This window comes from Sodalis sp. RH21 (assembly GCF_047324175.1).
In the GTDB taxonomy this organism is placed as follows: domain Bacteria; phylum Pseudomonadota; class Gammaproteobacteria; order Enterobacterales; family Enterobacteriaceae; genus Acerihabitans.
The window spans coordinates 4710327-4736594 of the sequence record NZ_CP178732.1 but is presented as its reverse complement, the minus strand read 5'-3'; the positions used below and the strand labels follow the sequence as shown (position 1 = coordinate 4736594).

The following is a 26268-nucleotide window of genomic DNA, read 5'->3' as shown; positions in this document are numbered from 1 at the left end:
GGTTCCGGTTTTGATTTACCTGCGCGCGAACATCCCGCACAATAAATTTATCTTCAGCATTAAAAGGATGTACCGTGCCCGGTTTTATTAAACGCTGGTTGAACCACGAGGCCTCAGGGGGCGTTTTACTCATTTTAGCCGCCATGGCGGCGCTGATTATGGCCAATACGCCCGCGCAGGCGTTTTATAACGCGCTGGTGTTTTTTCCCCAGGACGCCGCGGCCGTTCACTCTTCGCATTTCACTTTGCTGGTTTTAATTAATGACGCCCTGATGGCCGTTTTCTTTTTGATGATTGGCCTGGACGTAAAGCGCGAATTAATGGAAGGGGCGCTGGCCAGCCGCAGCCAGGCGGCGTTTCCTGCCATCGCCGCGCTCGGCGGCATGATAGCCCCGGCGATCATCTTTACGTTATTGAATTGGCGCGAACCGGCGCATCACTCTGGCTGGGCCATCCCCACGGCCACGGATATCGCCTTTGCGGTCGGGGTCATGGCGCTGCTGGGTAAACGGGTGCCGGCCAGCCTTAAAGCGTTTTTACTGGCGCTGGCCATTATTGATGACTTGGGGGCGATCGCGATCATCGCCCTGTTTTATAACCACGATCTCTCGTTGGCCGCGTTAGCCGGCGCCGGGGTGGCCATCCTGGCGCTGGCGCTGATGAACCGCCGCAATGTCAGGCATATCGGCTGGTACCTGCTGGTGGGGGCGCTGCTGTGGGGGGCCATTTTGCTGTCCGGCATCCATGCCACCCTGGCGGGGGTAATCCTCGGCGGCCTGATTCCATTGCGGTTGCCGCCGACCGGGGCTATGCCGGCCGCCCGGCAGCGGGGATACTCCCCGTCCCTGGCGCTGGAGCATAAGATCCAGCCGTGGGTGGTGTATCTGATTTTGCCGCTGTTCGCGTTCGCCAACGCCGGGGTGGCCCTGCACGGATTAACGCCGGCCAGCCTGTTTTCCATCCTGCCGGCCGGCATTGCGGTGGGCCTGGTGCTTGGCAAGCCGCTGGGCATTCTGACGTTTTGTTTCTTGTCCATGAAACTGGGCCTGGCCCGGCTGCCGGATGGGGTCAGTTTCAGGCAAATCGCCGCCGCCGCGGTACTGTGCGGCATCGGTTTTACCATGTCGATATTTATTGCCGGCCTGGCGTTTGGCGGGGCGGGGTCGGACCCGCACATGATCGTCCTGGCCAAGCTGGGCATCCTTACCGGGTCCGTGGTGGCGGCGATTTGGGGATATGGGCTGCTGCGCCTGGCGCTGCCGTTACCCCTGACCGCCGGCCGCAGCGACGAAAGATAGGCACAAAAAAACCGGCCGGGGCCGGTTTTTTTACAAATCACAACGAAAGCAGGTGTTACTGCATTGCGTTGATACGCGCGGTCAGATTAGATTTATGACGCGCTGCTTTGTTTTTGTGGATCAAACCTTTACTGGCCTGACGGTCCACAATGGGTTGCATGGCAGAAAAAGCATTCTGCGCTGCATCTTTATCACCTGCATCGATAGCCGCGTATACCTTCTTGATAAAGGTACGCATCATGGAGCGACGGCTGGCATTGTGCTGACGACGCTTCTCAGACTGTACGGCGCGTTTCTTAGCTGATTTGATATTAGCCAAGGTCCAACTCCCAAACATGTTCTATGAGACAATTCAAAGGCCGAGGAATATGCCCTTTCGGCCTTCTTTTGTCAATGGATTTGTGCAAATAAGCGCCGCTTGACTACGCAACGCCTGTTACAATGTGATGGCGCAGGATTCTACCAGTTTCAGCCCGGGGAATACAGCCTTTGAGATGAAAAAAGCGATTATCTGCAATAAAGAAATGATTTAGCGCCGCGGCGCCCGTAACGGGTGGAGAGGAATACACCGCATGGAGCAGAATAACCTGCGAAAAAAACCTGACCGGACGAAATAAGCATGGCTTTCACCGCCGTTACTGTCAAAGATTGGATTAGCGGGTTAACCTTATCCGCTGTACAAGGTATAATCCGCCGATTTCCACTGTCTTGAGCCTGCTATGAAGCTTATTCGCGGTTTACATAACCTTCAGGCGCGTCACCACGGGTGCGTGCTCACTATTGGCAATTTTGATGGTTTTCATCGTGGGCACCAGGCGTTGATTGCACAATTGCAGACCGAAGGCCGCAAACGCGGCCTGCCGGTAATGGTGATGATTTTTGAACCCCAGCCGCAGGAACATTTTGCCGGCCGGGACGCTCCGGCGCGCTTGACCCGCCTGCGGGATAAAGTGAAGTACCTGGCCGAAGCCGGGATTGACGTAGTATTGTGCATAACCTTCGATGCGCGGTTTGCCGCCATTGGCGCCGAGACTTTTGTTTCCGAGCTGCTGGTGAAAAAACTGGGCGTGCGGTTTCTTTGCGTGGGCGATGATTTTCGCTTCGGCGCGCGGCGCGAAGGGGATTTCGCTTTTTTGCAGCAGATGGGCACCGCGGCGGGTTTCGAGGTGATGAGCACCGCCACCTACACCGAAGGCGGCAGGCGCATCAGCAGCACGGCGGTGCGCGAGGCGCTGGCCGGCGATCGGCTGGTGGTCGCCGAAATGCTGCTGGGGCACCCTTACCGCATCTCCGGGCGCGTGGAGCACGGCGACGAGCTGGGCCGCACCCTTGGGTTCCCCACTGCCAACGTATCGCTCAAGGGCCGCCCCGCGCCGATTAACGGCGTATATGCGGTGGACGTGTACGGGCTGGGTCCCCAGACTTTCGCCGGCGTGGCCAATATCGGCACCCGGCCGACGGTGGCGGGGCTGCGCCAGCGGCTGGAAGTGCATTTGCTGGATGTGGCGATGGATCTTTACGGTCGTCATATAGAAGTCGTGATACGCGCGAAATTGCGCAATGAGCAACGGTTTGCCTCCCTTGATGAGTTGAAGCGGCAAATCGCGAATGATGTGGTGGCCGGCCGGGAGTTCTTCAGGTTGACGGCGCCCCTTTAAACTCTCTCACCGAAAACGGAACCGAGAATCGAATGAGTGATTACAAAAATACCCTGAATTTACCTGACACAGGGTTCCCGATGCGTGGCGATCTCGCCAAGCGCGAGCCTGGCATGCTGCAAAACTGGTATGAACAGGACCTGTACGGGCTGATTCGTAACGCTAAAAAAGGCAAAAAAACCTTTATTCTGCACGATGGCCCTCCGTACGCCAACGGCAGTATTCATATCGGTCACTCGGTTAACAAAATTCTTAAAGATATTATTATCAAGTCCAAGGGTTTGATGGGCTACGACTCTCCTTATGTCCCGGGCTGGGATTGCCACGGCCTGCCCATCGAGCTGAAAGTGGAACAGCTGATCGGCAAGCCCGGCGAAAAGGTTAGCGCCGCCGAATTCCGCGCCGCCTGCCGTAAATATGCCGCAGAACAAGTGGCCGGGCAGAAAAAAGATTTCATTCGCCTTGGCGTCCTGGGCGAATGGGAAAAGCCCTATCTGACCATGGATTTCGCCACCGAGGCCAATATTATCCGGTCGCTCGGCAAGGTGATCGGCAATGGCCATTTGCATAAAGGCGCCAAGCCGGTGCACTGGTGTATCGACTGCCGTTCAGCGCTGGCGGAAGCGGAAGTGGAGTATTATGATCGCACCTCCCCCTCCATCGACGTGGCTTTTCAGGCGGTTGACCCGGCAGGCGTCGCGGCGAAATTCGGCGTGACCGATGTCGCCGGCCCGGTGGCCCTGGTGATCTGGACCACCACGCCTTGGACCCTGCCCGCCAACCGGGCGATTTCGGTCCATCCGGACTTCGAATATCAGCTGGTGGCGGTAAACGGGCAAAACTGGATACTGGCCGCTGAGCTGGTGGCCAGCGTCATGCAGCGCGCGGGTGTCGCGCAATGGAATGTGCTGGGCAGTTGCAAGGGCAGCGCGCTGGAACTGCTGCGCTTTCAACATCCGTTCATGGGGTTTGACGTGCCGGCGATTCTTGGCCAGCACGTCACGCTTGAGGCCGGCACCGGCGCGGTACACACCGCCCCCGGCCACGGTCCGGATGACTACGTGATCGGCCAGCAGTACGGTTTGGAAGTGGCCAACCCGGTAGGTCCGGACGGCTGCTATCTGCCGGGCACCTTTCCCGCCCTGGACGGCATGCAGGTCTTTAAAGCCAACGATGTGGTGGTGGAACTGCTGCGCGAGCGCGGCGCCCTGGTGCATGTGGAAAAATTGCTGCACAGCTATCCGCACTGCTGGCGCCATAAAACGCCGATCATTTTTCGCGCCACGCCGCAGTGGTTTGTCAGCATGGATCAGCACGGCCTGCGCGCGCGCTCGCTGGAAGAAATTAAAGAAGTGCAGTGGATACCGGGCTGGGGCCAGGCGCGCATCGAAAACATGGTGGCCAACCGTCCCGACTGGTGTATCTCCCGCCAGCGCACCTGGGGCGTGCCGATGTCGCTGTTCGTGCATAAAGACACCGAAGAGCTTCATCCGCGCACGCTGGAATTGATGGAAGAAGTGGCCAAGCGGGTGGAACAAGACGGCATCCAGGCCTGGTGGGATTTGAATCCCGCCGACTTGCTGGGCGCGGAGGCGGAAAATTATACCAAGGTGCCTGATACCCTGGACGTCTGGTTCGATTCGGGTTCAACGCATTCATCGGTAGTGGCGGTGCGTCCCGAATTCGCCGGCCACGGGCCGGATATGTATCTGGAAGGCTCCGATCAGCATCGCGGTTGGTTTATGTCCTCGCTGATGATCTCGACGGCGATGAAAGGCGAGGCCCCTTACCGCCAGGTACTGACCCATGGTTTCACCGTCGACGGACAGGGGCGTAAAATGTCCAAATCCATCGGCAACGTGGTCAGCCCGCAGCAGGTTATCGACAAGCTGGGCGCGGATATCCTGCGCCTATGGGTGGCATCCACCGATTATACCGGTGAAATGGCGGTATCCGATGAAATCCTCAAGCGCTCCGCCGACGCGTATCGCCGCATCCGCAATACCGCGCGTTTCCTGCTGGCCAACCTGAAAGGCTTCGATCCGGCCCTGCACTGCGTGCGGCCGGAAGATATGGTGGTGCTGGATCGCTGGGCCGTGGGCCGGGCGCAGGCGGCGCAGGTGGAAATCATCGCCGCTTACGACAGCTACGATTTCCATAATGTCGTGCAGCGCATGATGCAGTTCTGCTCGATTGAAATGGGCTCGTTTTACCTGGATATCATCAAGGATCGCCAGTACACCACCCAGGCGGACAGTATCGCCCGCCGCAGCTGCCAGACCGCGTTGTATTATATCGTCGAGGCCCTGGTGCGCTGGATGGCGCCGATCATGTCATTCACCGCGGATGAAATCTGGGGCTTTATGCCCGGCGCCCGCGGACAGTTCGTGTTTACCGAAGAGTGGTATGACGGCCTGTTCGGACTGGACGCCGATGAAACCATGAACGACGCTTATTGGGAGACGGTGCTGAAAGTGCGCAGCGAAGTCAATAAGGTGCTGGAGCAGGCCCGCGCGGATAAGCTGATCGGCGGCTCTCTTGAAGCGCGGGTGACCTTGTATGCCGACGACGCGCTGGCGCCCGTCCTGAATGCGCTGGGCGATGAGCTGTATTTCGCCTTGCTGACCTCGCGCGCGGCGGTGGCCCGGTACGATGCTGCCGGGGACGACGCCCAGCAGAGCGAAGGTCTTAAAGGTCTGAAAATCGCGCTGGTGAAGGCCGAAGGATCGAAATGTCCGCGCTGTTGGCATTTCGAGACCGATATCGGCGGCGACGCCGCGCATCCTGAAATTTGTGGTCGCTGTGTCACTAACGTGGCCGGCGCGGGCGAAGAGCGTAAGTTTGTCTGATGAATAGATCACTGAGCACCACCGGACTGCGCTGGCTGTGGCTGGCGCTGATTGTCCTGATTATCGATCTGGGCAGCAAACAATGGGTCATGCAGCATTTCATGCTGCATGAAACGGTCGCCATCATGCCGTTCATTAATTTTTTCTACGCCCACAACAACGGCGCGGCGTTTAGCTTCCTGGCCGATAAAGACGGCTGGCAGCGCTGGATGTTTGCGGTTATCGCCCTGGTGATCGCCGTGGCGCTGATGGTCATGATGTACCGCTCGGATCATCGCCAGCGTCTGACCAACTGCGCTTATGCGCTGATTATCGGCGGCGCGCTAGGCAATCTGTTCGATCGGCTGGTCCACGGCGTGGTCATCGACTTCATAGATTTTTATGTGGGCGATTGGCATTTTCCCACCTTTAACGTGGCGGACTCCGCGATCTGCATCGGCGCGTTTTTGATCGTGTTGGAAGGGCTGATACGCCCGGCCGACAAAACCGCCAAGCAGAAAGGTTAAGCGCCATGACCGAACAGGTGCAATCCGACAGCGCGGTGCTGGTGCATTTCGATCTTAAGCTCGAAGACGGCACCCTCGCCGAGTCAACCCGGCGCGACAATAAGCCGGCATTGTTCCGCCTGGGCGACGATAGTTTATCGGCGCCGCTGGAGCAGGCGTTGCTCGGCCTGCGGGTGGGTGATAAAAAATCATTTTCCCTGGCGCCGGAAGCGGCGTTCGGTCCGTCGAATCCCGATTTGATTCAGTTCTTTTCCCGCCGCGATTTCAGTGAAACCGGCGTGCCGGAGGTGGGTACCATCATGCTGTTCACCGCCGTCAGCGGCAACGAAATGCCGGGGCTTATCCGCGACGTGGCCGAGGAATCCATTACGGTGGATTTCAACCATCCCCTGGCCGGCCGCACGGTGTATTTTGATATCGACGTTCTGGCAATCAATCCGCAGCAGGAGGATAAAAATGCGCATCTTACTGGCTAACCCACGGGGTTTTTGCGCCGGTGTCGATCGGGCCATCAGCATTGTCGAACGCGCGCTGGAAATTTATGGCGCACCGATTTATGTGCGCCATGAAGTTGTGCATAACCGCTATGTGGTGGATTCCCTGCGCGCCAGCGGCGCCATCTTTATCGAACAAATCGATGATGTGCCCGACGGATCTATTTTAATTTTCTCCGCCCACGGCGTATCGCAGGCGGTGCGGGCCGAGGCGAAAAACCGCGATTTAACGGTATTCGACGCCACCTGCCCGCTGGTCACCAAGGTGCATATGGAAGTGGCGCGCGCCAGCCGTAAGGGTACCGAGGCCATCTTGATCGGTCATACGGGGCACCCGGAAGTGGAGGGCACCATGGGGCAGTACAATAATCCCGCGGGGGGAATGTACCTGGTGGAATCGCCGGCGGATGTCTGGCAACTGCGGGTTAAAAATGAAAATAATCTGTGCTTCATGACCCAGACGACGCTATCGGTGGACGACACCTCCGAGGTTATCGATGCGCTGCGCGAACGTTTCCCGCAAATTATCGGTCCGCGTAAGGACGATATTTGCTATGCCACCACCAACCGCCAGGAGGCGGTGCGCGAGCTGGCTGCCGATGCGGACGTGGTGCTGGTGGTCGGGTCGAAAAACTCGTCCAACTCCAACCGGCTGGCGGAACTGGCGCAGCGGGTGGGCAAACCCGCTTACCTGATTGATAGCGCGGCGGACATCCAGGAAAGCTGGCTGCAGGGGATCGGCACCATCGGGGTCACCGCCGGGGCTTCCGCGCCGGATATCCTGGTACAGGCGGTGATTGGCCGTTTGCAGGCCCTGGGCGGCCAGGGCGCGGAGGAGCTTATCGGACGCGAGGAAAATATTGTGTTCGAGGTGCCGAAAGAGTTGCGGGTGAACGTGAGGATGGTGGAGTAAGCGCGGGTTCGCCTGCGGCGCGGTGTTTTACTCCGTCCATTATCAAATAGGTTTTCTTGCCGGTGATACGCATGGGGCTTGGGGGCGTATAGAGTAGGGTTACCCCGCGATTTGCTGCCAGGTACGATCCCGCTCTTCGAAAACCAATTTTTCCATTGATTGATTAATTTCCGCGTCGGCGAGCATGCGCATGAGAAGGCCGATATGGCTTTCTTCATCGCAGGACTCGGTGTACAGCGCCCGCAGCGCCACATCGGCGGTTCGCGGGAGGCTGCTTTGGCCTTTTTCCCAGCGGGCCAGGGTTTGTACGTCAACGCCCATCAATTCGGCCAGCGCTTTTTGCGACATGTTCATTTCGATGCGCAGGAAGCGGATTTCTTCGGCATCGAGCGGGCTGCGGCGGTTGACCAGGGTCTTGGCGATAAGATGATGCAGGCCGCCGGCGTCTTCGATGCTGGTATAGGTTTCGCCTTCGAGGATTTGGCTGTTATAGCCGTTGGTCAGCCAGACCGTGGTCAAGCCACTTTCCGTATAGTGATACATGATTTGCACCTCGTTAATTAACCATTACCGTAATCACAAACGCCGATGGATCTGTTTCAAACCGCTTAAGCACCACCACGACTTCAATCAACTCCCCGGCCGCCATGCCCTGCAAATTGCACTTCCAGTCCCCGGCGGGGGTTCGATGCGGGAGCTCGGTAAACCTGCTTCTGACATGGCCCAGCACGTTTAAGATTTGCCTGAGTGTGACTCGCCGTTCAAGCATGCGTTGTTTCGCATGCGCGCTAAGCAGTATCCGTCCCGTATGGTTGCTTGCCAGGTTATTGATGATTTTCCGGGCGGAACCTTGGCTAAGGGGAAACTCCTTAACCGTCAAAGGTGTTTTAAAGTCCATTTTATCACCTATCAATTTGACAGCTGTCATTTTGATAGGTCTCTCCGAAAAAAGCAACCTCTTTTACAGTACCGCGCTGTGGCGGACGCCCGGCGAAGTCGTGCCGGTTATTCCCCCGGGCTGGATTATTCCAGCCTGAACCGGTGCTCCGGCGCGCCGGTGGCGCGGGTTTCCACATGCAGCAAGGCGCCGTCGATTTCACCGGGCGAATCGAGGTTTTTGCTGGCGCTGGTGATGAATAGTTCATTGCGTGCTGGACCGCCGAAGGCGCAGCAGCTGGGCTGGCGCACCGGCAACGGTAAATTTTCGAGCAAGGTGAGACCACCATCGCCGATAGCGTAGCGGCTCGCGCAGGCGTGACCGAAGCGCGCATTAATGAGCTCCCCGGCCGAGGTCAACGCCGAGCCGTCGGGCGTCAGGCCATCGGCGTCGAACACCCGCAGGCGATGGGGGTTTATGGCGGCGGCGTCGCTGGCATAAAACCTTTTTTCTGCGCTGTCGGCAAACCATACGGTATCGCCATACCATGCCAGGGTATTGGGAATGGTCGCATTGCCCATCATTTTGCGCGGCCCGGCGTCGCCGGCGGCATAACGATACCAGCCGCCGATAGGGCGCTGTTCCGCCAGGTCCATGGTGCTGAACCACAGCGACCCGTCGGGGGCGATGGCGGTCTCGTTGGGTCGGGTTCCGGCGGCGTCGGCGGGGTAGGGGCACACCCTCTCAAGGGCGGCGCTATCCCCGCCATACTGATAAAGCTGGATGCCTTGCTGCGCCACCACCAGAAACAGTTCCTCCCGTTCGGTCAGCAGTACCCCGCTGAACAGGCAATCCAACCGGCGCTGCTCGATATGCCGCCGACCGGGCCAGTAACGCAACAGGCGATGCCGCAGGATATCAACCCACAGCAGCGATTGGCTGCGGCTGCACCAGACCGGCGTTTCCCCCAGGGCCGCGCGGTAATCCCCTATGGCGTGGACCGGGGAAGTAAAAAAATGATTCATCCTGACTCCGCTGACGCGATTATCGGCTGTAGGGTTTGAGTATAGCCTGTCCGCATGGACGGTTAGCGCCGAAAGTTAAATGCATGCAGATGAATAAACATTCATTTTCCCTGCCGGGTCAATCAGCCGCGCCGGGTAAATTGCCGTTACTGATATCAACCCGCCTGCGCCCTATAATTCTAATTTCCGGGCAAATCTGCTGGCGGCAATCCGGGGCGGCGGTTACCCTGAACTGAGTTTATCAGACCAACTATCAGAGAGTATGTATGAGCATAACACCAATCCGCATCGCCATCGCCGGCGCGGGGGGCCGCATGGGCCGTCAATTAATCCAGGCGGTGCAGCAGTCGGGGCAGGCCTGTCTGGGCGCGGCGCTGGAACGCGCCGGTTCAAGCCTTATCGGCGCGGATGCCGGTGAGCTGGCCGGCATCGGGACCACCGGTATCCTGGTCAGCGACAGCCTGGAAGCCATAAAAGACGATTTTGATATCTTCATCGATTTCACCCGTCCGGAAGGCACCCTGGCGCATCTGGCTTTTTGCCAGGAACTGGGCAAGGGAATGATTATCGGCACTACCGGCTTTGATGAGGCGCAAAAAGCCAGGATTCAACAGGCTGCCCAGCTCATAGGCATTGTTTTCGCCGCTAATTTCAGCGTTGGCGTCAATGTAATGCTTAGGCTGCTGGAAAAGACGGCCGAGGTGATGGGCGACTATTGCGACATCGAAATTATCGAAGCCCATCACCGGCATAAAGTAGATGCGCCTTCGGGAACGGCCCTGGCCATGGGCGAGGCTATCGCCGGGGCGTTGGGACGCGACCTGAAAGATTGCGCCGTCTATAGCCGCGAAGGCCATACCGGCGAACGCAAGCCCCATACCATCGGCTTCGCCTCCGTGCGAGCCGGGGATATCGTAGGCGAACATACCGCCATGTTCGCGGATGTCGGCGAGCGGGTAGAGATTTCCCATAAAGCGTCAAGCCGCATGACATTTGCCAACGGCGCGGTTCGGGCGGCGGTTTGGCTTAAAGGCCGTGAATCAGGGCTTTTTGATATGGGAAATGTGCTGGGTTTAGCAAATTTATAAAGTACCGAACCATCGTGATGTGGTAATTTCAATCTTAACGTTTTGATTGGGGGGTAATTATTTTATTGCCCCTGCGTTTTTTTGGTAAAATAAGCGTTTTGATGGAATAGTTTTTCCAGACGATGATAAATGGCCATTTTCTCATCCAAACGGCATCAATATGGCTCTTTATTCCGGTCATGGTGGTTTTGGACACTCCGTTTTTCATTTTTAACAATAATCCTACCAGGCAACCGATTACCCGGGCCATAAATTACCGCCTTTTGCGGCCCTCATCGCGGGAAAATGGCTTAAATGCTATTATTTGGCAAAAAATATCACCCTGGGGTGGACAAGCGGCCGCCTCATCATTAAAATGCGCCCAATTTGCCGAAAATCTACCTTGAAGGTGTTTTTTGCATTGATTAAGATCGCTAAATCTGAATTAATATGCAAATACAATGACTGAATATTCCTTGGAGGGTGTTTTGATAAAGTCAGCGCTATTGGTTCTGGAAGACGGAACCCAATTCCACGGTCGGGCCATCGGGGCGGAGGGAACGGCAGTGGGGGAAGTGGTCTTCAATACATCGATGACCGGTTATCAAGAAATCCTCACCGATCCCTCCTATTCCCGCCAAATCGTCACTCTCACTTATCCCCATATCGGCAATGTCGGCACCAACGAAGCAGACGCAGAATCATCCCGCATCCAGGCCCAGGGGCTGGTCATTCGCGATTTACCCCTTATCGCCAGCAACTTTCGCAGCACCGGGACGTTGTCCGACTATCTCAAACACAATAACGTCGTCGGCATCGCCGATATCGATACCCGCAAGCTGACCCGCCTGCTGCGGGAAAAAGGCGCGCAAAACGGCTGCATCATCGCCGGCGACGCGCCGGATGCCGCGCTGGCCCTGCAAAAAGCGCGCGAATTCCCCGGCCTTAAGGGCATGGACCTGGCCAAGGAAGTCAGCACCGCCGAGCAATACGGCTGGACCCAGGGCAGCTGGCAGCTGGGCGCGGGCCTGCCCGTCCCGGCGGCCGCGCACACGCTGCCCTATCACGTGGTGGCCTACGATTTCGGCATCAAACGCAACATCATGCGCATGCTGGTGGATCGCGGCTGCCGGCTGACGGTCGTGCCGGCGCAGACGCCCGCCGACGTGGTATTGGCCATGGACCCCGACGGCATCTTCCTGGCAAACGGCCCCGGCGACCCGGAACCGTGCGATTATGCCATCGCCGCCATTCAATCCTTTTTGCAAACCGAAACGCCGATATTCGGCATTTGCCTGGGGCACCAACTGCTGGCCCTGGCCAGCGGGGCCAAAACCATCAAAATGAAATTCGGCCACCACGGCGGCAACCATCCGGTAAAAGATCTGGATGCCGGCCGGGTGATGATTACCGCCCAGAACCATGGCTTCGCGGTGGACGAAACCACGCTGCCCGCCAATTTGCGCGTAACGCACACCTCATTGTTTGACGGCACGCTGCAAGGCCTGCACCGTACCGACAAACCGGCGTTCTGTTTCCAGGGCCATCCTGAAGCCAGTCCCGGCCCCCATGATGCCGGACCGCTGTTCGACCATTTTATCGAGTTGATCCAGACTTATCGTTCTCAGGCCAAATAATCAGGAGCAAAGCAATGCCAAAACGTACAGATATAAGCAGTATCCTGATCCTGGGCGCCGGTCCGATCGTCATCGGTCAGGCCTGTGAATTCGATTACTCCGGCGCGCAGGCGTGCAAGGCCCTGCGCGAGGAGGGTTACCGGGTGGTGCTGGTAAACTCCAACCCCGCCACCATCATGACCGATCCGGATATGGCTGACGCCACTTATATCGAACCCATCCATTGGGAAGTGGTGCGCAAAATCATCGAAAAAGAGCGGCCCGACGCCATCCTGCCCACCATGGGCGGGCAGACGGCGCTGAACTGCGCGCTGGAACTGGAGCGCGAAGGGGTGCTGGCCGAATTCGGCGTCACCATGATCGGCGCCACCGCCGATGCGATCGACAAAGCGGAAGACCGGCAGCGTTTTGACAAGGCGATGAAAAAAATCGGTCTGGAGACCGCCCGCTCCGGCTTTGCCCATAATATGGAAGAAGCGCTGGCCGTGGCGGCGGACGTGGGGTTCCCCTGCATTATCCGCCCGTCGTTTACCATGGGCGGCTCGGGCGGCGGCATTGCCTATAATCGGGAAGAATTCGAAGAGATCTGCGAGCGCGGCCTCGATCTTTCCCCCACCACCGAGCTGCTGATCGATGAGTCGCTGATCGGTTGGAAAGAGTATGAAATGGAGGTGGTGCGCGATAAAAACGATAACTGCATCATCGTTTGCTCCATTGAAAATATCGATGCCATGGGTATCCATACCGGCGACTCCATTACCGTGGCGCCGGCGCAAACCCTGACCGACAAAGAATATCAAATCATGCGTAACGCCTCGATGGCGGTGCTGCGTGAAATCGGCGTGGAAACCGGCGGCTCCAATGTGCAATTTTCGGTTAACCCGAAAAACGGCCGGCTGATCATCATTGAAATGAATCCGCGGGTGTCCCGTTCTTCGGCCCTGGCGTCCAAGGCCACGGGGTTCCCCATCGCCAAGGTGGCCGCCAAGCTGGCGGTGGGCTATACCCTCGACGAACTGATGAACGATATCACCGGCGGGCGTACGCCGGCATCGTTTGAGCCGTCCATCGATTATGTGGTCACTAAAATACCGCGCTTTAACTTCGAGAAATTCGCCGGCGCCAACGATCGCCTGACCACCCAGATGAAATCCGTGGGTGAAGTGATGGCCATCGGCCGCACGCAGCAGGAGTCGCTGCAAAAAGCCCTGCGCGGGCTGGAAGTGGGCGTGACCGGTTTTGACCCGAAGGTCAGCCAGGACGATCCGGAAGCGCTGACCAAGATTCGCCGCGAACTGAAAGACGCCGGCTGCGACCGCATCTGGTATATCGCCGATGCGTTCCGCGCCGGGCTCTCCGTGGACGGCGTGTTTAATCTGACCAATATCGATCGCTGGTTCCTGGTGCAAATCGAAGAGCTGGTCACGTTGGAAAATGTGGTGGCGGAGCGGGGCGTGAGCTCCCTGGATGCGGATTTTTTGCGCCAGCTCAAACGCAAGGGCTTTGCCGACGCCCGCCTGGCAACCCTCGCCGGCGTATCGGAAGGGGAAATCCGCAAGCTGCGCGAAGAGTATAACCTCCACCCGGTCTATAAGCGGGTGGATACCTGCGCCGCGGAGTTCGCCACCGACACCGCGTATATGTACTCCACCTACGATGATGAGTGCGAGTCCAACCCGACCCGGGATCGTGAAAAAATCATGGTGCTGGGCGGCGGACCCAACCGTATCGGCCAGGGAATAGAATTCGACTACTGCTGCGTGCACGCTTCGCTGGCGCTGCGGGAAGACGGGTACGAAACCATTATGGTCAACTGCAACCCGGAAACGGTATCCACCGATTACGACACCTCCGACCGGCTTTATTTTGAACCGGTGACGCTGGAAGACGTGCTGGAAATCGTACGTATCGAGCAGCCCAAGGGCGTTATCGTGCAGTACGGCGGCCAGACCCCGCTGAAGCTGGCGCGCGAACTGGAAGCGGCGGGCGTGCCGATTATCGGCACCAGCCCCGACTCCATCGACCGCGCCGAAGACCGCGAGCGCTTCCAGCAGGCGGTAGAGCGCCTGGGGCTGAAGCAGCCGGCCAACGCCACGGTGACCACCATCGACCAGGCGGTGGAGAAAGCCGCCACTATCGGTTATCCGCTGGTGGTGCGTCCTTCCTACGTACTGGGCGGGCGGGCCATGGAAATCGTCAATGACGACGTGGACCTGCTGCGCTACTTCCAGACCGCGGTCAGCGTGTCCAACGACGCGCCGGTGCTGCTCGACCGCTTCCTGGACGATGCGGTGGAAGTGGATGTGGACGCCATTTGCGATGGCGAACAGGTATTGATTGGCGGCATCATGGAACATATCGAGCAGGCGGGCGTGCACTCCGGCGACTCGGCCTGTTCGCTGCCGGCCTATACCCTGAGCCAGGAAATACAGGATGTGATGCGCCGGCAGGTGGAAAAGCTGGCGTTTGAACTGCGGGTGCGCGGCCTGATGAACGTGCAGTTCGCGGTGAAGGCCAACGAAGTCTATCTGATTGAGGTCAACCCGCGCGCCGCGCGTACGGTGCCGTTTGTTTCCAAGGCCACCGGCGTGCCCCTGGCGAAAGTAGCGGCCAGGGTCATGGTCGGGCAATCCCTGGCTGCGCAAGGGGTTACCAAAGAGGTGATCCCGCCTTATTACTCGGTGAAGGAAGTCGTGCTGCCGTTTAATAAATTCCAGGGCGTGGACCCGATTCTCGGGCCGGAAATGCGCTCCACCGGTGAAGTGATGGGCGTCGGCCGCACCTTTGCCGAAGCCTTTGCCAAGGCCATGCTGGGCAGCCAGTCCAATATGAAGAAATCCGGCCGGGCGCTGTTATCGGTGCGCCGGGGGGATAAAGGCCGGGTCGTGGATCTGGCGGTCAAATTACTCAAGCAGGGGTTTGAGCTGGACGCCACCCACGGCACCGCGGTGGTGTTGGGCGAAGCGGGCATCAACCCGAGGCTGGTCAATAAGGTGCATGAAGGGCGCCCGCATATCCAGGATCGGATTAAAAACGGCGAATACAGCTATATCGTCAATACCACCGCCGGCCGGCAGGCCATCGCGGACTCCAAGCTGATTCGCCGCAGCGCGCTGCAATATAAAGTGCATTACGACACCACCATGAACGGGGGATTCGCCACCGCCATGTCGCTGAGTTCCGACCCCACCGAACGGGTAATCTCAGTGCAGGAAATGCATCAGCTATTAACCGGGCTGTAGCCCTCTCCGGCCGGGTCGCCGCGGGTAACCCCGCTGCGCCCCGGGTCATCAGCCCAGCGCCACTTTGATTCCCAGGGCAATCAGCACCCCGCCCAGCAGCTTATCCACCAACTTTTGCGTTTTGGCCAGTCCGCGACGCACCGGCCCGCTTTGGATCAGCACCACCAGCAGCGGCCACCAGACAACCGCCAGCAGCCAGATAATACCGGCGTACCAGAGCTTCTCGCCAAACCCCGACTGGATTTGCAACACCTGGGTGAACACCGCCAGGAAAAATAGCGTCGCCTTGGGGTTGAGTAAATTATTCAAATAACCCTGCAGGAAGGCTTTTTTCAGGCTCACCTGTTGCCGCGCGATATTACCGAGCGCCATTTTACCCGCGCCGCGGGACAGCAGTGCCTGTCCGCCGATCCAGATAAGATAGCCCGCGCCGGCGTATTTAAGAATATTAAACAGCCAGGGGGTAGTGGTGATCACCACCGCCAGTCCGGCTACGCAGTAAGACATATGAGTTGCCACGCCGCATACTACGCCCAGCGAAGTCATCATGGCGGCTTTGCGCCGGTAGCGGGCGGCGTTTTTTATCACCAAAAAGAAATCCGGCCCGGGGGAAATCATGCCCAGCGTGGCGATGGAGGCAACAAATAGCGAGGTTTCAAGCATAACCACTCTCATTAATCTGACGGATAGCCCTGCATAATAACCCCGGCGGGATGAATATACACGCTACCGGGATTCATCATCTCATGTAGTCAAACCCGAGCGTAACCCACCGGCGGGACTATTTGTGAGCCAGGCCAATTATGGCTTGCCGCGCTTTTTGTTACGTGTTAAGAAATCAACGTCTATTAATGGTGGGAGTATTGGTGAGCGGTATGGGCAAGGTGCGGGCCGATGGGTAGGGCTATTTCGCAGGATCAACAGCGGGTCATTACCCGGTTATGTATCGAGTGCGCGCTGTTATTGCTACAGCATGGCGCGGAAAGCATGCTGGTGGAACAATTATCGTCGCGTCTGGGCCGCGCTTTGGGCGTGGAGCGCGTTGAAAGCTCCATTTCGGCCAACGCCGTGGTGCTTACCACCATTATCGATGATTTTTGCCTGACCTCCACCCGTAAAAATAATGACCGCGGCATCAATATGCACGTGGTGACCCAGGTGCAGCATATCGTCATTATGACCGAGCACAAGTTGCTGGATGTGAATGATGTGGCCAAACGCCTGGCCAACATCAAGCCGCTGCGTTATCCGCGCTGGCTGATGGTGGCCATCGTGGGGTTATCCTGCGGGTGTTTCAGCCGGCTGAACGGCGGCGGCTGGGATGCGTTTGTGATTACGCTTTTCGCCAGCGGCTTGGCCATGTATGTGCGCCAAGTACTGACCTCGCGGCAGATGAACCCATTAATCAATTTTTGTATCACCGCTTTTGTCGCCACCTCGGCGTCGGGGCTATTGATGCGGCTGCCGGCGTTCTCGGGCGCGTCGCTGGTGGCTATGCCGGCCAGCGTGCTGTTGCTGGTGCCCGGTTTCCCATTGATTAACGCGGTGGCGGATATGTTCAAGGGACATGTGAATACCGGCCTGGCGCGCTGGGCCATGGCCAGCCTGCTGACGCTGTCGATTTGTATCGGCATTGTCCTGGCGATGGCGGTGTGGGATTTTCGGGGTTGGTCATGAGTCTGCTGCTGGCGTTATTGGAAGATATGCTGTTGGCCGCGGTGCCGGCGCTGGGTTTTGCCATGGTATTTAATGTACCGGTCAAAGCGTTGCGCTACTGTGCCTTGCTGGGGGCCATCGGCCACGGTTCGCGCATGCTGCTGATCCATTATGGGATGAATATCGAATGGGCTTCGCTGCTGGCGTCGATATTGATTGGCGTGATCGGCATACATTGGTCGCGCTGGCTGTTGGCGCACCCCAAAGTGTTTACCGTCGCGGCCGTGATCCCCATGTTCCCAGGCATTTCGGCCTATAGCGCGATGGTGGCGGCGGTGGAAATCTCCCATTTGGGATACAGCGAAAGGCTGATGTCGATTCTCGTCACGCAATTCCTGAAAGCCGGTTTTATCGTCGGCGCGTTGTCCATCGGCCTGTCGCTGCCCGGATTGTGGCTTTATCGCAAGCGTCCCGGCGTCTGACCTCCGGTCAGTGTGCTAGGCGCTTTCTTATTTTGTGATGGGCGTCGCCGACCGCTATCGACGGGTGCGGGCAGTTTCCGTATAGTGGCAGCAATTTTAAAGCCTTCAAGAGTCTATATGATTATTAGTCTGATTGCCGCGCTGGCCGTTGATCGCGTGATTGGCCTTGAGAATGCCATGCCATGGCATCTGCCCGCCGACCTGGCATGGTTTAAACGCAATACTCTGAATAAGCCCGTCATCATGGGACGCCGAACCTATGAGTCACTCGGCCAGCCTTTGCCCGGACGGCAGAATATCGTGCTGAGCCGCCATCCGGGCAATGACGATCGGGTGATCTGGGCGAGCACGCCGGCCGAGGCGCTGGCAAGCGCCGGCGAGGTGGAAGAACTGATGATCATTGGCGGCGGCGCGGTATATCAGGAGTTTTTGCCCCGCGCAGGCCGGCTTTACCTGACCCATATCGATGCGGAAATCGACGGCGATACCTTTTTCCCGGATTACGAACCGGATCAATGGCAGTCGACCTTTAGCGAATTCCACGATGCGGACGAAAAAAACAGCCATAGCTTCTGTTTCGAAATTCTCGATCGCCGTTAACGGCCAGGGCGCGCGTGCCGCGCGCCCGTTTTTTTGGTCCCGCTTTGCGCCGCGTAATTTATTGCCCGCTATCCCCGCCCAGCGTCCAGTCTTGTTGCAGCCCGCCAAGCAGCGCCAGCATCTCGTCGGTAATAAGCCGATGGTTTGCGGTATCGGCGAAAATAGCGCCAAGCGCCGGCTGGTCAATATTGCCATATTGCTGAAATGCCAGGCCGCAGATCGGGGTGGTTAATATTTTATGCGCTAATTGCCGGTGGCGGGTATCAACGGCGGGGAGCTGGCTTAATTTATACAAATCGGTGGTCAGCGTCCTTAAGAAATTATGTTTTTCTTCCTTGTCCTGCAGGTTACGTTCTGCGTTAAGATATTCAATGACCTCAAGGTTAATGGGCGATTTAAGGTTATTGATATAATCGATTAATGGCGTTAGCGTGCTTAGCGCGCTGCACTGTTTCAGAATTTCCCGGTTAATCATTGTCATATCGAGCGTGGCCGGGCCAGTCGGGGGTTGTGGATATTTATTGCTAATATTATTAGTTAGCTTATCTTCACAGCTGCGTACCCGTTTAAACGCATTGACAACGCGGGACGTCATCTGGCCGGAAAATGAAAGCACAGGCTGTATTTGTTTTACATCACCTAGCGCAGTAATAGGCATCAAACATATCCTTTTGTGAGAAGTTATTATAATTTAATTGTGCTTCATTATATTAAATAGCTTTACACATGGACGGCTAGTCAATATTCTGAGGGGATTAATATAAGATATATTCCTGCGGCCCGCACCCGTGTAAGGATACTTATTATGCCATCTATTGCCTTACCGGCTTGGGCGATATTGCCCCGCCGAAGCGTATAACGCCGCGGCGGGGTGAACAGACACAACGGGGAATTAACGAGGAGCGCGCGGTTGCGCCGCGGTCAGTTCATGACCTCAATCCCGCTTTCATCTTTGCGATTGGAGGGTTGACGGAAATAGCGTTTATCTTCCCAACGCAGCATGGTCAATTCGCCGCCCCAGCAGCAGCCGGTATCCAGGGCATAAATGCCTTCCGGCGTGCCTTTCCCTTCCAGCGAAGCCCAGTGGCCGAAAACAATACTGTAGTCTTGCGCCACCGGACCCGGGATTAAAAACCAGGGGCGCAGCGGGGCAGGAGCGCTGCCCGGCGCATCTTTGCTGATCATATCCAGCTGGCCGTTGGGGAAGCAGTAGCGCATGCGGGTTAACGCATTGGTGCTAAAGCGCAGCCTGGCCAGGCCGCTCAGCTCCGGCGACCAATTATTGGGCATATCGCCATACATGGCGTCAAGCAATAGGGGGTAGCTGTCGCTGGACAGCATGGCTTCAACTTCCCGGGCGCAGACCCGGGCGGCATCGATATCCCACTGCGGGGTAATACCCGCATGGGCCATGACCAGCCGTTTCTCTTCGTCAACCTGCAGCATCGGCTGGCGGCGCAGCCAATTGATCAACTGGTCGGCATCGGGCGCTTCCAGTAACTGGGTGATGCGATCTTTCGGCTTATTGTGGCTGATGCCGGCGTATACCGCCAGCAGGTGCAAATCATGATTGCCCAGCACCAAACGCACGCAATCCCCCAGTTCGCGCACAAAACGCAGGACTTCAAGGGAGGCCGGCCCACGGGCGACCAAATCGCCGGTAAGCCAAAGGATATCCACCGCGGGGTTGAAGTCCGCTTGCGACAATAGCGAGGTAAGCTCGTCGTAGCAGCCGTGGATATCTCCGATCAAATATGTCGACATAATTTAATGTATAAGAGTTGGAATCGCTAAGCGAAAGACGGGAATGGCAATTCGGAACGACTGCCCCTGATGATCCAGCATTTCGTAGTGGCCTTCCATCGTGCCAAGTGGCGTTTCAAGAATGGCCCCGCTGGTATATTGAAACTCGTTGCCGGGCAGGATAAGCGGCTGTTCACCCACTACGCCTTCCCCCTGCACCTGGGTTTCCTTGCCGTTGGCATTGGTTATCAGCCAATAACGTCCGACCAGCTGCACGTTATGTCGCCCGAGATTACGCACGGTAATAGTATAAGCAAAGACATAGCGCTCCTGTTCCGGGAAGGATTGCGTCTCGACATACATACTTTGGACCTGCACACAAACACGAGGCGAATTAATCATTACAGCTGCTCCTGTTAATCCTGTTGCGAAGGATGCTCCGCCAGCCAGTTCGCCAAATGGCAATATTGGGCCACGGAGATGTTCTCGGCGCGCATAATCGGATCGATACCCAGATCTTTGAGCTGTTCCACCGTAAACAGATTGCCCAGGCTATTGCGCACGGTTTTTCTGCGCTGATTAAACGCCTGGCTGGTAATGCGCGCCAAAACCCCCAGGTCGCTGACCGGGTAAGGCAGTTCGGCGTACGGTACCAGACGAACCACCGCCGAGTCCACTTTCGGCGCGGGCCGAAAGGAGGTGGGCGGCACCTCCAGCACGGGGATGATCTGGCAGTAATACTGCGCCATCACGCTCAGGCGGCCGTAAGCCTTGCTGTCCGGCCCCGCCACCAGCCGATTGACCACCTCTTTTTGCAACATAAAATGCATATCGCGAATGGCCTGAGTATAGCTGAAAAGGTGAAACATCAGCGGCGTGGAAATATTATAGGGCAGGTTGCCGAACACCCGCAGCGGCTGGCCCAGTTGCCGCGACATCGCGGCAAAATCCACCGTCATGGCATCTTGCTGCAAAATGGTCAGCTTCGATTGCAGGAAGGGATGCGTCGCCAGGCGCGCGGCCAAATCACGGTCCAGTTCAATCACCGTCATACGATCGATACGCTCGGCAACCGGTTCGGTCAAGGCGCCGAGGCCGGGGCCGATCTCGACTATCGCCTGATCCGGCAGCGGATGAATAGCCGAAACAATCGAGTCGATAATATTATCGTCGTGTAGAAAATTCTGACCAAAACGTTTGCGGGCCAGATGGCCCTGATGCACAAGTTTACTCATTACAATTATTTATCATTTTTATGGCGAGATTCGGCGCCGTTTGGATACTGTCAGCCTCCGCCGGTCCGTTACCGACCGGTTCAGGCGCGGTGGCGCGATCGACAGAGGAACGAAAAAACTAAACCCGCGACCCGAGCCTTACTCCGGGAGTACCATACGCCATCAATCGCGCCCCATCCTGGTTGCAGGGGAGGGGCGCCAGGGTTGCTTATTGGGCATCCTGGGCGCTGTCGCCCATGATCTTGACGTAGGCGGCGGCGCGCTGTTCTTGCATCCAGGTTTGCGACTCTTCGGCGAACTTGCGATTGAACAGCAGGCGGTAAGCCTGATCTTTTTTGGTGGCGTCGGTGCGATCGACCTGGCGGGTATCAAGCAACTGGATCAGATGCCAGCCAAAGGAAGAGTGCACCGGCTGGCTGATTTCGCCTTTTTTCAGGCGCATAAGCGCGTCCTGGAACGACGGGTCGTAAGCGTCGGGCGAAGCCCAGCCGAGATCGCCGCCCTGGTTGGCGGAGCCGGGATCTTGCGATAGCTGCTTGGCGGCGGCGGCAAAATCGGTCTTGCCGCTTTTGATCTGCGCCAATACCTCATTGAGCTTGGCTTCGGCCTGCTGATCGGTCATGACCACCGACGGACGCAGCAGGATATGCCGGGCGTGCACCTCGGTAACGGAGACTTTCTGGTCGCCGCCGCGGATATCATTAACCTTGAGGATATGGAACCCTACGCCGGAGCGGATCGGGCCGACAATCGCCCCTTTGGGCGCGCCCTGCAACCGTTCAGCGAAGATGGTCGGCAACTCTTCAAGCTTGCCCCAGCCCATTTGGCCGCCCTTCAATGCCTGCGGATCGGCCGAGTAGCTGATGGCCAGCTTGCCGAAATCGGCGCCTTTTTTCAGTTGCTCCACCAGCGAGGCGGCCGTGGCTTCCGCTTTATCCACCTGTTCCTGGCTTGGGTTTTCCTGCAGGGGGATCAGGATATGGCTTAGGTTGAATTGCGCGCCGTTGCCGGTTTGGGCCGCGATTTGCTGGGCCAGGGAATCCACTTCCTGCGGCAGGATGGTTACCCGGCGGCGCACTTCGCCATTACGCACTTCCGCAATCAGCATTTCCTTGCGGATCTGTTTGCGATAGGTATCGTAGGTAATGCCATCATAGGCCAGACGGCTACGCAACTGATCCAGGGTCATATGGTTCTGCGCGGCAATATTGGTGATGGATTGCGTCAGCTGCTCGTCCGTCACGGTGACGTTATTGCGCTGGGCGATAGCCAGAATAATATTATCCATAATCAAACGTTCAAGTATCTGGTGGCGCAGCGTCGCGTCGTCGGGTACCTGCTGTTTTGCATCTTGGGCATTGCGCTTAACTGATTGCAACAGCCCGTTCACGTCACTTTCGAGCACGACGCTGTTATCAACCACGGCGGCAACCTTATCCACCACCTGCGGCGCTGCGAACGCGGAACCGGCGCACATCGCCATGCAGAGAATAAGCGTTCTCCAGTTTTTCATAACTTTTCCATTTATATCAGCCGCCTTCGCGGATTCAAGTTTAACGTTCGCTGGTGTGAAACAGCCTTAAAACGCCCGTTGGTAAGGCAGGATGCCGGAACCCAGCATCTTGTCCGTACCGAGGCCGTAGTCGCTGCTCAGACCGCGCAGTTGTATGTTGAACGACACGGCATTGTCGTATTTACTGGTGTTGTTGTCATAGTTCCAATTGGTGATTTTCCGATCGTAACCCACGGTGGCCGCCCAGCAGCAGGTATTGTACTGCACCCCGATCAACTGTTCGGCGGGTTGGCTCGCCTTGGTATCATAATAATACGCGCCGACGATCGACCAGCGATCGGCGATAGGCCAGCTGGCGATGGTGCCGATCTGGGAAATACCCTGCTGATAGCCGGGATGCGAGATGTTCGGCAGCATCGCCTGAATATATTCCGGACTGGCGAAACGATAGTTCAACTGCACCATCCGGTTATCGTCGCGTCGGTATTCCAATACGGCATCGCCCAGCGCCACCTTGTCCAGGCGGGTATCATACTGCACGCCGCCGCGCACGCCCCACTGATTATCGATCTTCCAGTAGCTGTCGCCGGCCCAGACCACGCTGCCGGTTTCGGCGTCTTTATCTAGGCTGCTGTCCGTCGCGCCGGTGCGCGGACGGCTGAAGTAGTAGATTTGACCCAATGAAGCGTTAAAACGTTCAATCAGCGCATCATCATAAAACCGGGTGGTGACGCCGCCCGCCAACTGGTTGGCGGAGGCGATGCGATCCAGGCCGCTGTAGCTGCGATCGCGGAACAGGCCGGAATAATCCGTTTGCAGCAGCGTGGAGTCATAACTGCGGATATCGTTTTGATCGCGATAAGGCACGTACAGGTATTGCAGCCGCGGTTCCAGCGTTTGGGTATAGTCTTGCAGCCACTCGGTATTGCGCTCAAAAATCATCTTGCCGTCGGTTTTAAACTGCGGCATCACGCGATCGACCGTGCCTTTTAACTGGGAGCTGGGATGCTGCTCATTGTAATTGTCGAGATTATCCTGCTGGTAATGGGTGGCCATTACCTTGGTTTCGGTATTCAGGCTGCCCCAGCGGTTGGCCAGCGGCAGGCTGATGGTCGGCTCCAGATGCAGCCGGGTGGCCTCGGGATTGTCGTCATTGACGTTGGTGAACTTGACGGCCTGGCCGTAGATGCGGGTATCGAACGGACCGACATCGTTCTGGTAATAGGTGACGTCCAGCTGCGGCGACGCGCGGTAGACGTCGTTATTGCTCTGGCTGGAAAACACCTGGAACTGCTTGTTGGCCAGGGTAACGTCCCAGTTGGTATCGGAATAACCGACGCTGAACTTCTGGGTGGCGTAGCCGTCGGTGGTGGAGCCATACTGCGAGGTCAGATCGGTGAAGTAATAGGGATCGCTGACCCGCGTGTAGTCGACGTTAAAGCGCCAAACGTCATCCATCACGCCGTTGTGGCGCCAGTACAACATCCAGCGATCGGTATTGCTGTCCTTGGGATAGATGCTGCCGGCGTCCTTGGCGTACTGGGAATCGCTGGGCAGCCAGTCGAACTGCACCAGACCCATGCCGGGGGTGGTGAGGTAGCGGAATTCGCTTTGCAACTGGGTGCCGCGCTTGCTCATATAATGCGGCGTCAGGGTGGCGTCATAGTTGGGCGCCAGGTTCAGGTAATAGGGTATTGATGTTTCAAAGCCGCTTTTGGTGCCGTATTTCGCATTGGGGATCAAAAAACCCGAACGGCGCTTATCGCCCACCGGCAGTTGCAGGTAGGGGCTGTAAAATACCGGCACCTTGCCGATTTTAAAGCGGGCGTTGTAGATCTCGGCCACCTGCTCTTCGCGGTCGTGAATCACCTCGGAGCCCTGCACGCTCCAGCTGTCATCGCCGGGCAGGCAGGAAGTGAAGGTGCCGTTTTCCAATACCGTGTAGCGGTTGTTGCCGCGCATTTTCATGGTATCGGCGTCGCCGCGTCCCTGGCGTCCCACCATCTGGTAGTCGCCCTGGTAGACGTCGGTATCCTTGGTATTCAGGTTCGACCAGGCTTTGGGGCCGTTTAATTTAATCTGGTTATCGTTGTAATGCACGTCGCCGGTGGCCGTGACGGTGCGTACCGGCTCGCTCTGGTCCGCCTGTTGCTGGTCCAGCTCCACCTGCTTGGCGTTCAGGGTACTGTTGCCCTGCTCGATATCCACATTGCCGGTAAACACAGCTTTATCGGGGTAGTTGGCCGCAGCCTGATCCGCCTGTATATGCACCGGGAGTTGATTCGGTTCGCCGCTCACCAGCGGTTTGGTATAGGCGGGCACGCCCAGCATGCATTGATCGGCGAAATCCGCCAGCGCATGCTGACTATAAAGCGCGGACCAGATCAGGCTGGCCAGCAATGTAGGGAAACGTTTCTTCATATGCTTTTAGGGTGTTCCGTCATCTTGGGCTTCATGCCGTCAAACGGTCAGAGACTATCTCACTCACCGGAGTTGCGCCAGTGTTAAATCCCGCCGTTTATCCGCGCACCGTTAGGCACAGCGATAAATGACAGGTATGATAAAGCAAATTTGCAGCGACGGCATGATGAATTGAGGAGTATATGCGGTATTGGGGTAAGGTGTTGGGCGTTATTCTGGGTTTTGTCTCAGGAGCCGGCTTTTGGGGCGTGGTTTTAGGCTTTTTGATCGGCCATATGGTGGATAAGGCGCGGGTCGCCCGCGTGGGCGGCGGCTACTTTTCCGATCAGCAAACCAGGCAGAATGTTTTTTTCCGCACCACCTTCCAGGTCATGGGGCATCTTACTAAATCAAAAGGGCGGGTCACCGAGGCGGATATCCAAAACGCCAACCTGATGATGGAGAGGCTGCGCCTTGACGGCTCTGCGCGCACGGCGGCGCAGCAGGCGTTTCGGGAAGGGAAGGAACCGCAGTTTCCGCTGCGCGGCGCGCTGCGCGAGTTTCGCCAGGTGTGTTTCGGCCGCTTCGATTTAATTAGGATGTTTCTGGAAATTCAGATCCAGGCGGCGTTTGCCGACGGATCGTTGCATCCCAACGAGCGGCAGGTGCTGTATGTGATTGCCGAGGAACTGGGTATTTCGCGGATGCAGTTCGATCAGTTCCTCAGCATGATGGAAGGCGGGCAGCAGTTCGGCGGCCAGGGCGGCGATCGGGAGTATTCCCGGGGCGGGTACCAGCCCGGCGGCGATCGCGGTCCGACCCTGGAGGATGCCTGCAAGGTATTGGGCGTCAACAGCACCGACGAGGCCACCACCATTAAGCGCGCCTATCGTAAGCTGATGAGCGAGCACCATCCGGATAAGCTGGTGGCCAAAGGATTGCCGCCGGAAATGATGGAGATGGCCAAGCAGAAAACCCAGGCCATCCAGGCCGCGTACGATTTGATTAAGCGCGAAAAGGGGTTTCACTGACCCGCGGCCCGGGTCTTGAACCGCGCCATGGGCCTATTGCAG

The 26268-nt window shown here is 57.4% G+C and carries 25 protein-coding genes; 13 read left to right on the top strand and 12 right to left on the bottom strand.

Features of this window, described 5'->3' with window-relative positions; genetic code table 11:
• Window positions 1–74: 74 nt before the first annotated feature.
• On the top strand, window positions 75–1298 hold the full coding sequence (gene nhaA, locus ACL2XP_RS21860; protein WP_413735319.1) for a Na+/H+ antiporter NhaA: 1224 nt from the start codon (window positions 75–77) through the stop codon (window positions 1296–1298).
• Between the two features lie 55 nt (window positions 1299–1353).
• On the opposite strand, the gene rpsT is transcribed toward nhaA, so the two are convergent.
• Window positions 1354–1617, bottom strand: a complete 264-nt coding sequence (rpsT, locus tag ACL2XP_RS21855) for a 30S ribosomal protein S20 (protein WP_162364018.1) — start codon at window positions 1615–1617, stop codon at window positions 1354–1356.
• Between the two features lie 400 nt (window positions 1618–2017).
• Between rpsT and ribF the strand changes: the two genes are divergently transcribed.
• The 5 genes from ribF to ispH are packed head-to-tail and all read left to right on the top strand — an operon-like array spanning window position 2018 to window position 7718.
• A complete protein-coding gene (gene ribF / locus ACL2XP_RS21850) occupies window positions 2018–2956 on the top strand; it encodes a bifunctional riboflavin kinase/FAD synthetase (protein WP_413735317.1) in 939 nt (312 codons plus the stop codon).
• Window positions 2957–2988: 32 nt separating this feature from the next.
• The gene (gene ileS / locus ACL2XP_RS21845; RefSeq protein ID WP_413735315.1) at window positions 2989–5805 is read left to right on the top strand and encodes an isoleucine--tRNA ligase; all 2817 of its coding nucleotides are present in this window, start codon (window positions 2989–2991) and stop codon (window positions 5803–5805) included.
• Complete coding sequence (lspA, locus tag ACL2XP_RS21840; RefSeq protein WP_413735313.1) at window positions 5805–6311, top strand: signal peptidase II; 507 nt, start codon at window positions 5805–5807, stop codon at window positions 6309–6311. Before ileS ends, lspA begins: the two co-directional genes overlap by 1 nt.
• A 5-nt stretch (window positions 6312–6316) precedes the next feature.
• Window positions 6317–6787 carry an FKBP-type peptidyl-prolyl cis-trans isomerase gene (gene fkpB / locus ACL2XP_RS21835; protein ID WP_413735312.1) on the top strand — a complete coding sequence of 157 codons (471 nt, stop codon included), beginning with the start codon at window positions 6317–6319 and terminating at the stop codon, window positions 6785–6787.
• Window positions 6768–7718: a 4-hydroxy-3-methylbut-2-enyl diphosphate reductase gene (gene ispH / locus ACL2XP_RS21830; protein ID WP_413735310.1), complete on the top strand. Its 951-nt coding sequence runs from the start codon at window positions 6768–6770 to the stop codon at window positions 7716–7718. Before fkpB ends, ispH begins: the two co-directional genes overlap by 20 nt.
• A 99-nt stretch (window positions 7719–7817) precedes the next feature.
• On the opposite strand, the gene ACL2XP_RS21825 is transcribed toward ispH, so the two are convergent.
• The 3 genes from ACL2XP_RS21825 to ACL2XP_RS21815 all read right to left on the bottom strand — a co-directional run bounded on the left by ACL2XP_RS21825 (window position 7818) and on the right by ACL2XP_RS21815 (window position 9620).
• Window positions 7818–8261, bottom strand: coding sequence for a helix-turn-helix domain-containing protein (locus ACL2XP_RS21825; protein ID WP_413735309.1), 444 nt, complete (start codon window positions 8259–8261; stop codon window positions 7818–7820).
• A 13-nt stretch (window positions 8262–8274) separates the two neighbouring features.
• Entirely contained in the window at window positions 8275–8646 is a 372-nt protein-coding gene (locus ACL2XP_RS21820) for a DUF4258 domain-containing protein (RefSeq protein ID WP_413735307.1), read from the bottom strand.
• 95 nt (window positions 8647–8741) lie between these two features.
• Window positions 8742–9620, bottom strand: coding sequence for an SMP-30/gluconolactonase/LRE family protein (locus ACL2XP_RS21815; protein ID WP_413735306.1), 879 nt, complete (start codon window positions 9618–9620; stop codon window positions 8742–8744).
• Window positions 9621–9886: 266 nt separating this feature from the next.
• Here ACL2XP_RS21815 and dapB point away from each other — a divergent pair, with 266 nt between their 5' ends.
• Window positions 9887–10708 carry a 4-hydroxy-tetrahydrodipicolinate reductase gene (gene dapB / locus ACL2XP_RS21810; RefSeq protein WP_413735305.1) on the top strand — a complete coding sequence of 274 codons (822 nt, stop codon included), beginning with the start codon at window positions 9887–9889 and terminating at the stop codon, window positions 10706–10708.
• 34 nt (window positions 10709–10742) lie between these two features.
• On the opposite strand, the gene ACL2XP_RS21805 is transcribed toward dapB, so the two are convergent.
• A complete protein-coding gene (locus ACL2XP_RS21805; protein ID WP_413735304.1) occupies window positions 10743–10958 on the bottom strand; it encodes a hypothetical protein in 216 nt (71 codons plus the stop codon).
• 217 nt (window positions 10959–11175) lie between these two features.
• Between ACL2XP_RS21805 and carA the strand changes: the two genes are divergently transcribed.
• Window positions 11176–12324 (top strand): glutamine-hydrolyzing carbamoyl-phosphate synthase small subunit, encoded by a 1149-nt coding sequence (gene carA, locus ACL2XP_RS21800; protein ID WP_413735303.1) that lies wholly within the window; start codon window positions 11176–11178, stop codon window positions 12322–12324.
• Window positions 12325–12338: 14 nt separating this feature from the next.
• On the top strand, window positions 12339–15566 hold the full coding sequence (gene carB / locus ACL2XP_RS21795) for a carbamoyl-phosphate synthase large subunit (RefSeq protein WP_413735302.1): 3228 nt from the start codon (window positions 12339–12341) through the stop codon (window positions 15564–15566).
• A 48-nt stretch (window positions 15567–15614) separates the two neighbouring features.
• Here the strand turns inward: carB and ACL2XP_RS21790 are convergent, their stop codons facing one another.
• Window positions 15615–16229: a LysE family transporter gene (locus ACL2XP_RS21790; protein ID WP_413735300.1), complete on the bottom strand. Its 615-nt coding sequence runs from the start codon at window positions 16227–16229 to the stop codon at window positions 15615–15617.
• A gap of 231 nt (window positions 16230–16460) precedes the next feature.
• Between ACL2XP_RS21790 and ACL2XP_RS21785 the strand changes: the two genes are divergently transcribed.
• The 3 genes from ACL2XP_RS21785 (at window position 16461) to folA (ending at window position 18304) form a co-directional block, all read left to right on the top strand.
• Window positions 16461–17243 carry a threonine/serine exporter family protein gene (locus ACL2XP_RS21785; protein ID WP_413735299.1) on the top strand — a complete coding sequence of 261 codons (783 nt, stop codon included), beginning with the start codon at window positions 16461–16463 and terminating at the stop codon, window positions 17241–17243.
• On the top strand, window positions 17240–17704 hold the full coding sequence (locus ACL2XP_RS21780; protein WP_413735297.1) for a threonine/serine exporter: 465 nt from the start codon (window positions 17240–17242) through the stop codon (window positions 17702–17704). The genes ACL2XP_RS21785 and ACL2XP_RS21780 overlap by 4 nt, the downstream gene beginning before the upstream one ends.
• Before the next feature lie 117 nt (window positions 17705–17821).
• The gene (gene folA, locus ACL2XP_RS21775; RefSeq protein WP_413735295.1) at window positions 17822–18304 is read left to right on the top strand and encodes a type 3 dihydrofolate reductase; all 483 of its coding nucleotides are present in this window, start codon (window positions 17822–17824) and stop codon (window positions 18302–18304) included.
• A 58-nt stretch (window positions 18305–18362) separates the two neighbouring features.
• Here folA and ACL2XP_RS21770 read toward each other — a convergent pair whose 3' ends face one another.
• The 6 genes from ACL2XP_RS21770 to lptD form a co-directional block, all read right to left on the bottom strand.
• A complete protein-coding gene (locus ACL2XP_RS21770) occupies window positions 18363–18785 on the bottom strand; it encodes a hypothetical protein (RefSeq protein WP_413735294.1) in 423 nt (140 codons plus the stop codon).
• 440 nt (window positions 18786–19225) lie between these two features.
• Entirely contained in the window at window positions 19226–20068 is an 843-nt protein-coding gene (gene apaH / locus ACL2XP_RS21765) for a bis(5'-nucleosyl)-tetraphosphatase (symmetrical) ApaH (protein ID WP_413735293.1), read from the bottom strand.
• Window positions 20069–20071: 3 nt separating this feature from the next.
• Window positions 20072–20449: a Co2+/Mg2+ efflux protein ApaG gene (gene apaG, locus ACL2XP_RS21760; RefSeq protein ID WP_413735292.1), complete on the bottom strand. Its 378-nt coding sequence runs from the start codon at window positions 20447–20449 to the stop codon at window positions 20072–20074.
• 14 nt (window positions 20450–20463) lie between these two features.
• Window positions 20464–21282 carry a 16S rRNA (adenine(1518)-N(6)/adenine(1519)-N(6))-dimethyltransferase RsmA gene (rsmA, locus tag ACL2XP_RS21755; RefSeq protein WP_413735290.1) on the bottom strand — a complete coding sequence of 273 codons (819 nt, stop codon included), beginning with the start codon at window positions 21280–21282 and terminating at the stop codon, window positions 20464–20466.
• 208 nt (window positions 21283–21490) lie between these two features.
• Window positions 21491–22795 (bottom strand): peptidylprolyl isomerase SurA, encoded by a 1305-nt coding sequence (gene surA / locus ACL2XP_RS21750; protein ID WP_413735289.1) that lies wholly within the window; start codon window positions 22793–22795, stop codon window positions 21491–21493.
• Between the two features lie 66 nt (window positions 22796–22861).
• A complete protein-coding gene (gene lptD, locus ACL2XP_RS21745; protein ID WP_413735288.1) occupies window positions 22862–25216 on the bottom strand; it encodes an LPS assembly protein LptD in 2355 nt (784 codons plus the stop codon).
• 182 nt (window positions 25217–25398) lie between these two features.
• Between lptD and djlA the strand changes: the two genes are divergently transcribed.
• Window positions 25399–26226, top strand: a complete 828-nt coding sequence (djlA, locus tag ACL2XP_RS21740) for a co-chaperone DjlA (protein WP_413735287.1) — start codon at window positions 25399–25401, stop codon at window positions 26224–26226.
• Window positions 26227–26268: the final 42 nt, after the last annotated feature.

Excerpts from the sequence above, each read along its gene's own strand:
- ribF (WP_413735317.1), top strand. The coding sequence starts at position 2,018 with ATGAAGCTTATTCGCGGTTTACATAACCTTCAGGCGCGTCACCACGGG.
- ileS (WP_413735315.1), top strand. The coding sequence starts at position 2,989 with ATGAGTGATTACAAAAATACCCTGAATTTACCTGACACAGGGTTCCCG.
- lspA (WP_413735313.1), top strand. The coding sequence starts at position 5,805 with ATGAATAGATCACTGAGCACCACCGGACTGCGCTGGCTGTGGCTGGCG.
- fkpB (WP_413735312.1), top strand. The coding sequence starts at position 6,317 with ATGACCGAACAGGTGCAATCCGACAGCGCGGTGCTGGTGCATTTCGAT.
- ispH (WP_413735310.1), top strand. The coding sequence starts at position 6,768 with ATGCGCATCTTACTGGCTAACCCACGGGGTTTTTGCGCCGGTGTCGAT.
- ACL2XP_RS21825 (WP_413735309.1), bottom strand. The coding sequence starts at position 8,261 with ATGTATCACTATACGGAAAGTGGCTTGACCACGGTCTGGCTGACCAAC.
- ACL2XP_RS21820 (WP_413735307.1), bottom strand. The coding sequence starts at position 8,646 with ATGACAGCTGTCAAATTGATAGGTGATAAAATGGACTTTAAAACACCT.
- ACL2XP_RS21815 (WP_413735306.1), bottom strand. The coding sequence starts at position 9,620 with ATGAATCATTTTTTTACTTCCCCGGTCCACGCCATAGGGGATTACCGC.
- dapB (WP_413735305.1), top strand. The coding sequence starts at position 9,887 with ATGAGCATAACACCAATCCGCATCGCCATCGCCGGCGCGGGGGGCCGC.
- ACL2XP_RS21805 (WP_413735304.1), bottom strand. The coding sequence starts at position 10,958 with ATGGCCCGGGTAATCGGTTGCCTGGTAGGATTATTGTTAAAAATGAAA.
- carB (WP_413735302.1), top strand. The coding sequence starts at position 12,339 with ATGCCAAAACGTACAGATATAAGCAGTATCCTGATCCTGGGCGCCGGT.
- ACL2XP_RS21790 (WP_413735300.1), bottom strand. The coding sequence starts at position 16,229 with ATGCTTGAAACCTCGCTATTTGTTGCCTCCATCGCCACGCTGGGCATG.
- ACL2XP_RS21785 (WP_413735299.1), top strand. The coding sequence starts at position 16,461 with ATGGGTAGGGCTATTTCGCAGGATCAACAGCGGGTCATTACCCGGTTA.
- ACL2XP_RS21780 (WP_413735297.1), top strand. The coding sequence starts at position 17,240 with ATGAGTCTGCTGCTGGCGTTATTGGAAGATATGCTGTTGGCCGCGGTG.
- folA (WP_413735295.1), top strand. The coding sequence starts at position 17,822 with ATGATTATTAGTCTGATTGCCGCGCTGGCCGTTGATCGCGTGATTGGC.
- ACL2XP_RS21770 (WP_413735294.1), bottom strand. The coding sequence starts at position 18,785 with ATGACAATGATTAACCGGGAAATTCTGAAACAGTGCAGCGCGCTAAGC.
- apaH (WP_413735293.1), bottom strand. The coding sequence starts at position 20,068 with ATGTCGACATATTTGATCGGAGATATCCACGGCTGCTACGACGAGCTT.
- apaG (WP_413735292.1), bottom strand. The coding sequence starts at position 20,449 with ATGATTAATTCGCCTCGTGTTTGTGTGCAGGTCCAAAGTATGTATGTC.
- rsmA (WP_413735290.1), bottom strand. The coding sequence starts at position 21,282 with ATGAGTAAACTTGTGCATCAGGGCCATCTGGCCCGCAAACGTTTTGGT.
- surA (WP_413735289.1), bottom strand. The coding sequence starts at position 22,795 with ATGAAAAACTGGAGAACGCTTATTCTCTGCATGGCGATGTGCGCCGGT.
- lptD (WP_413735288.1), bottom strand. The coding sequence starts at position 25,216 with ATGAAGAAACGTTTCCCTACATTGCTGGCCAGCCTGATCTGGTCCGCG.
- djlA (WP_413735287.1), top strand. The coding sequence starts at position 25,399 with ATGCGGTATTGGGGTAAGGTGTTGGGCGTTATTCTGGGTTTTGTCTCA.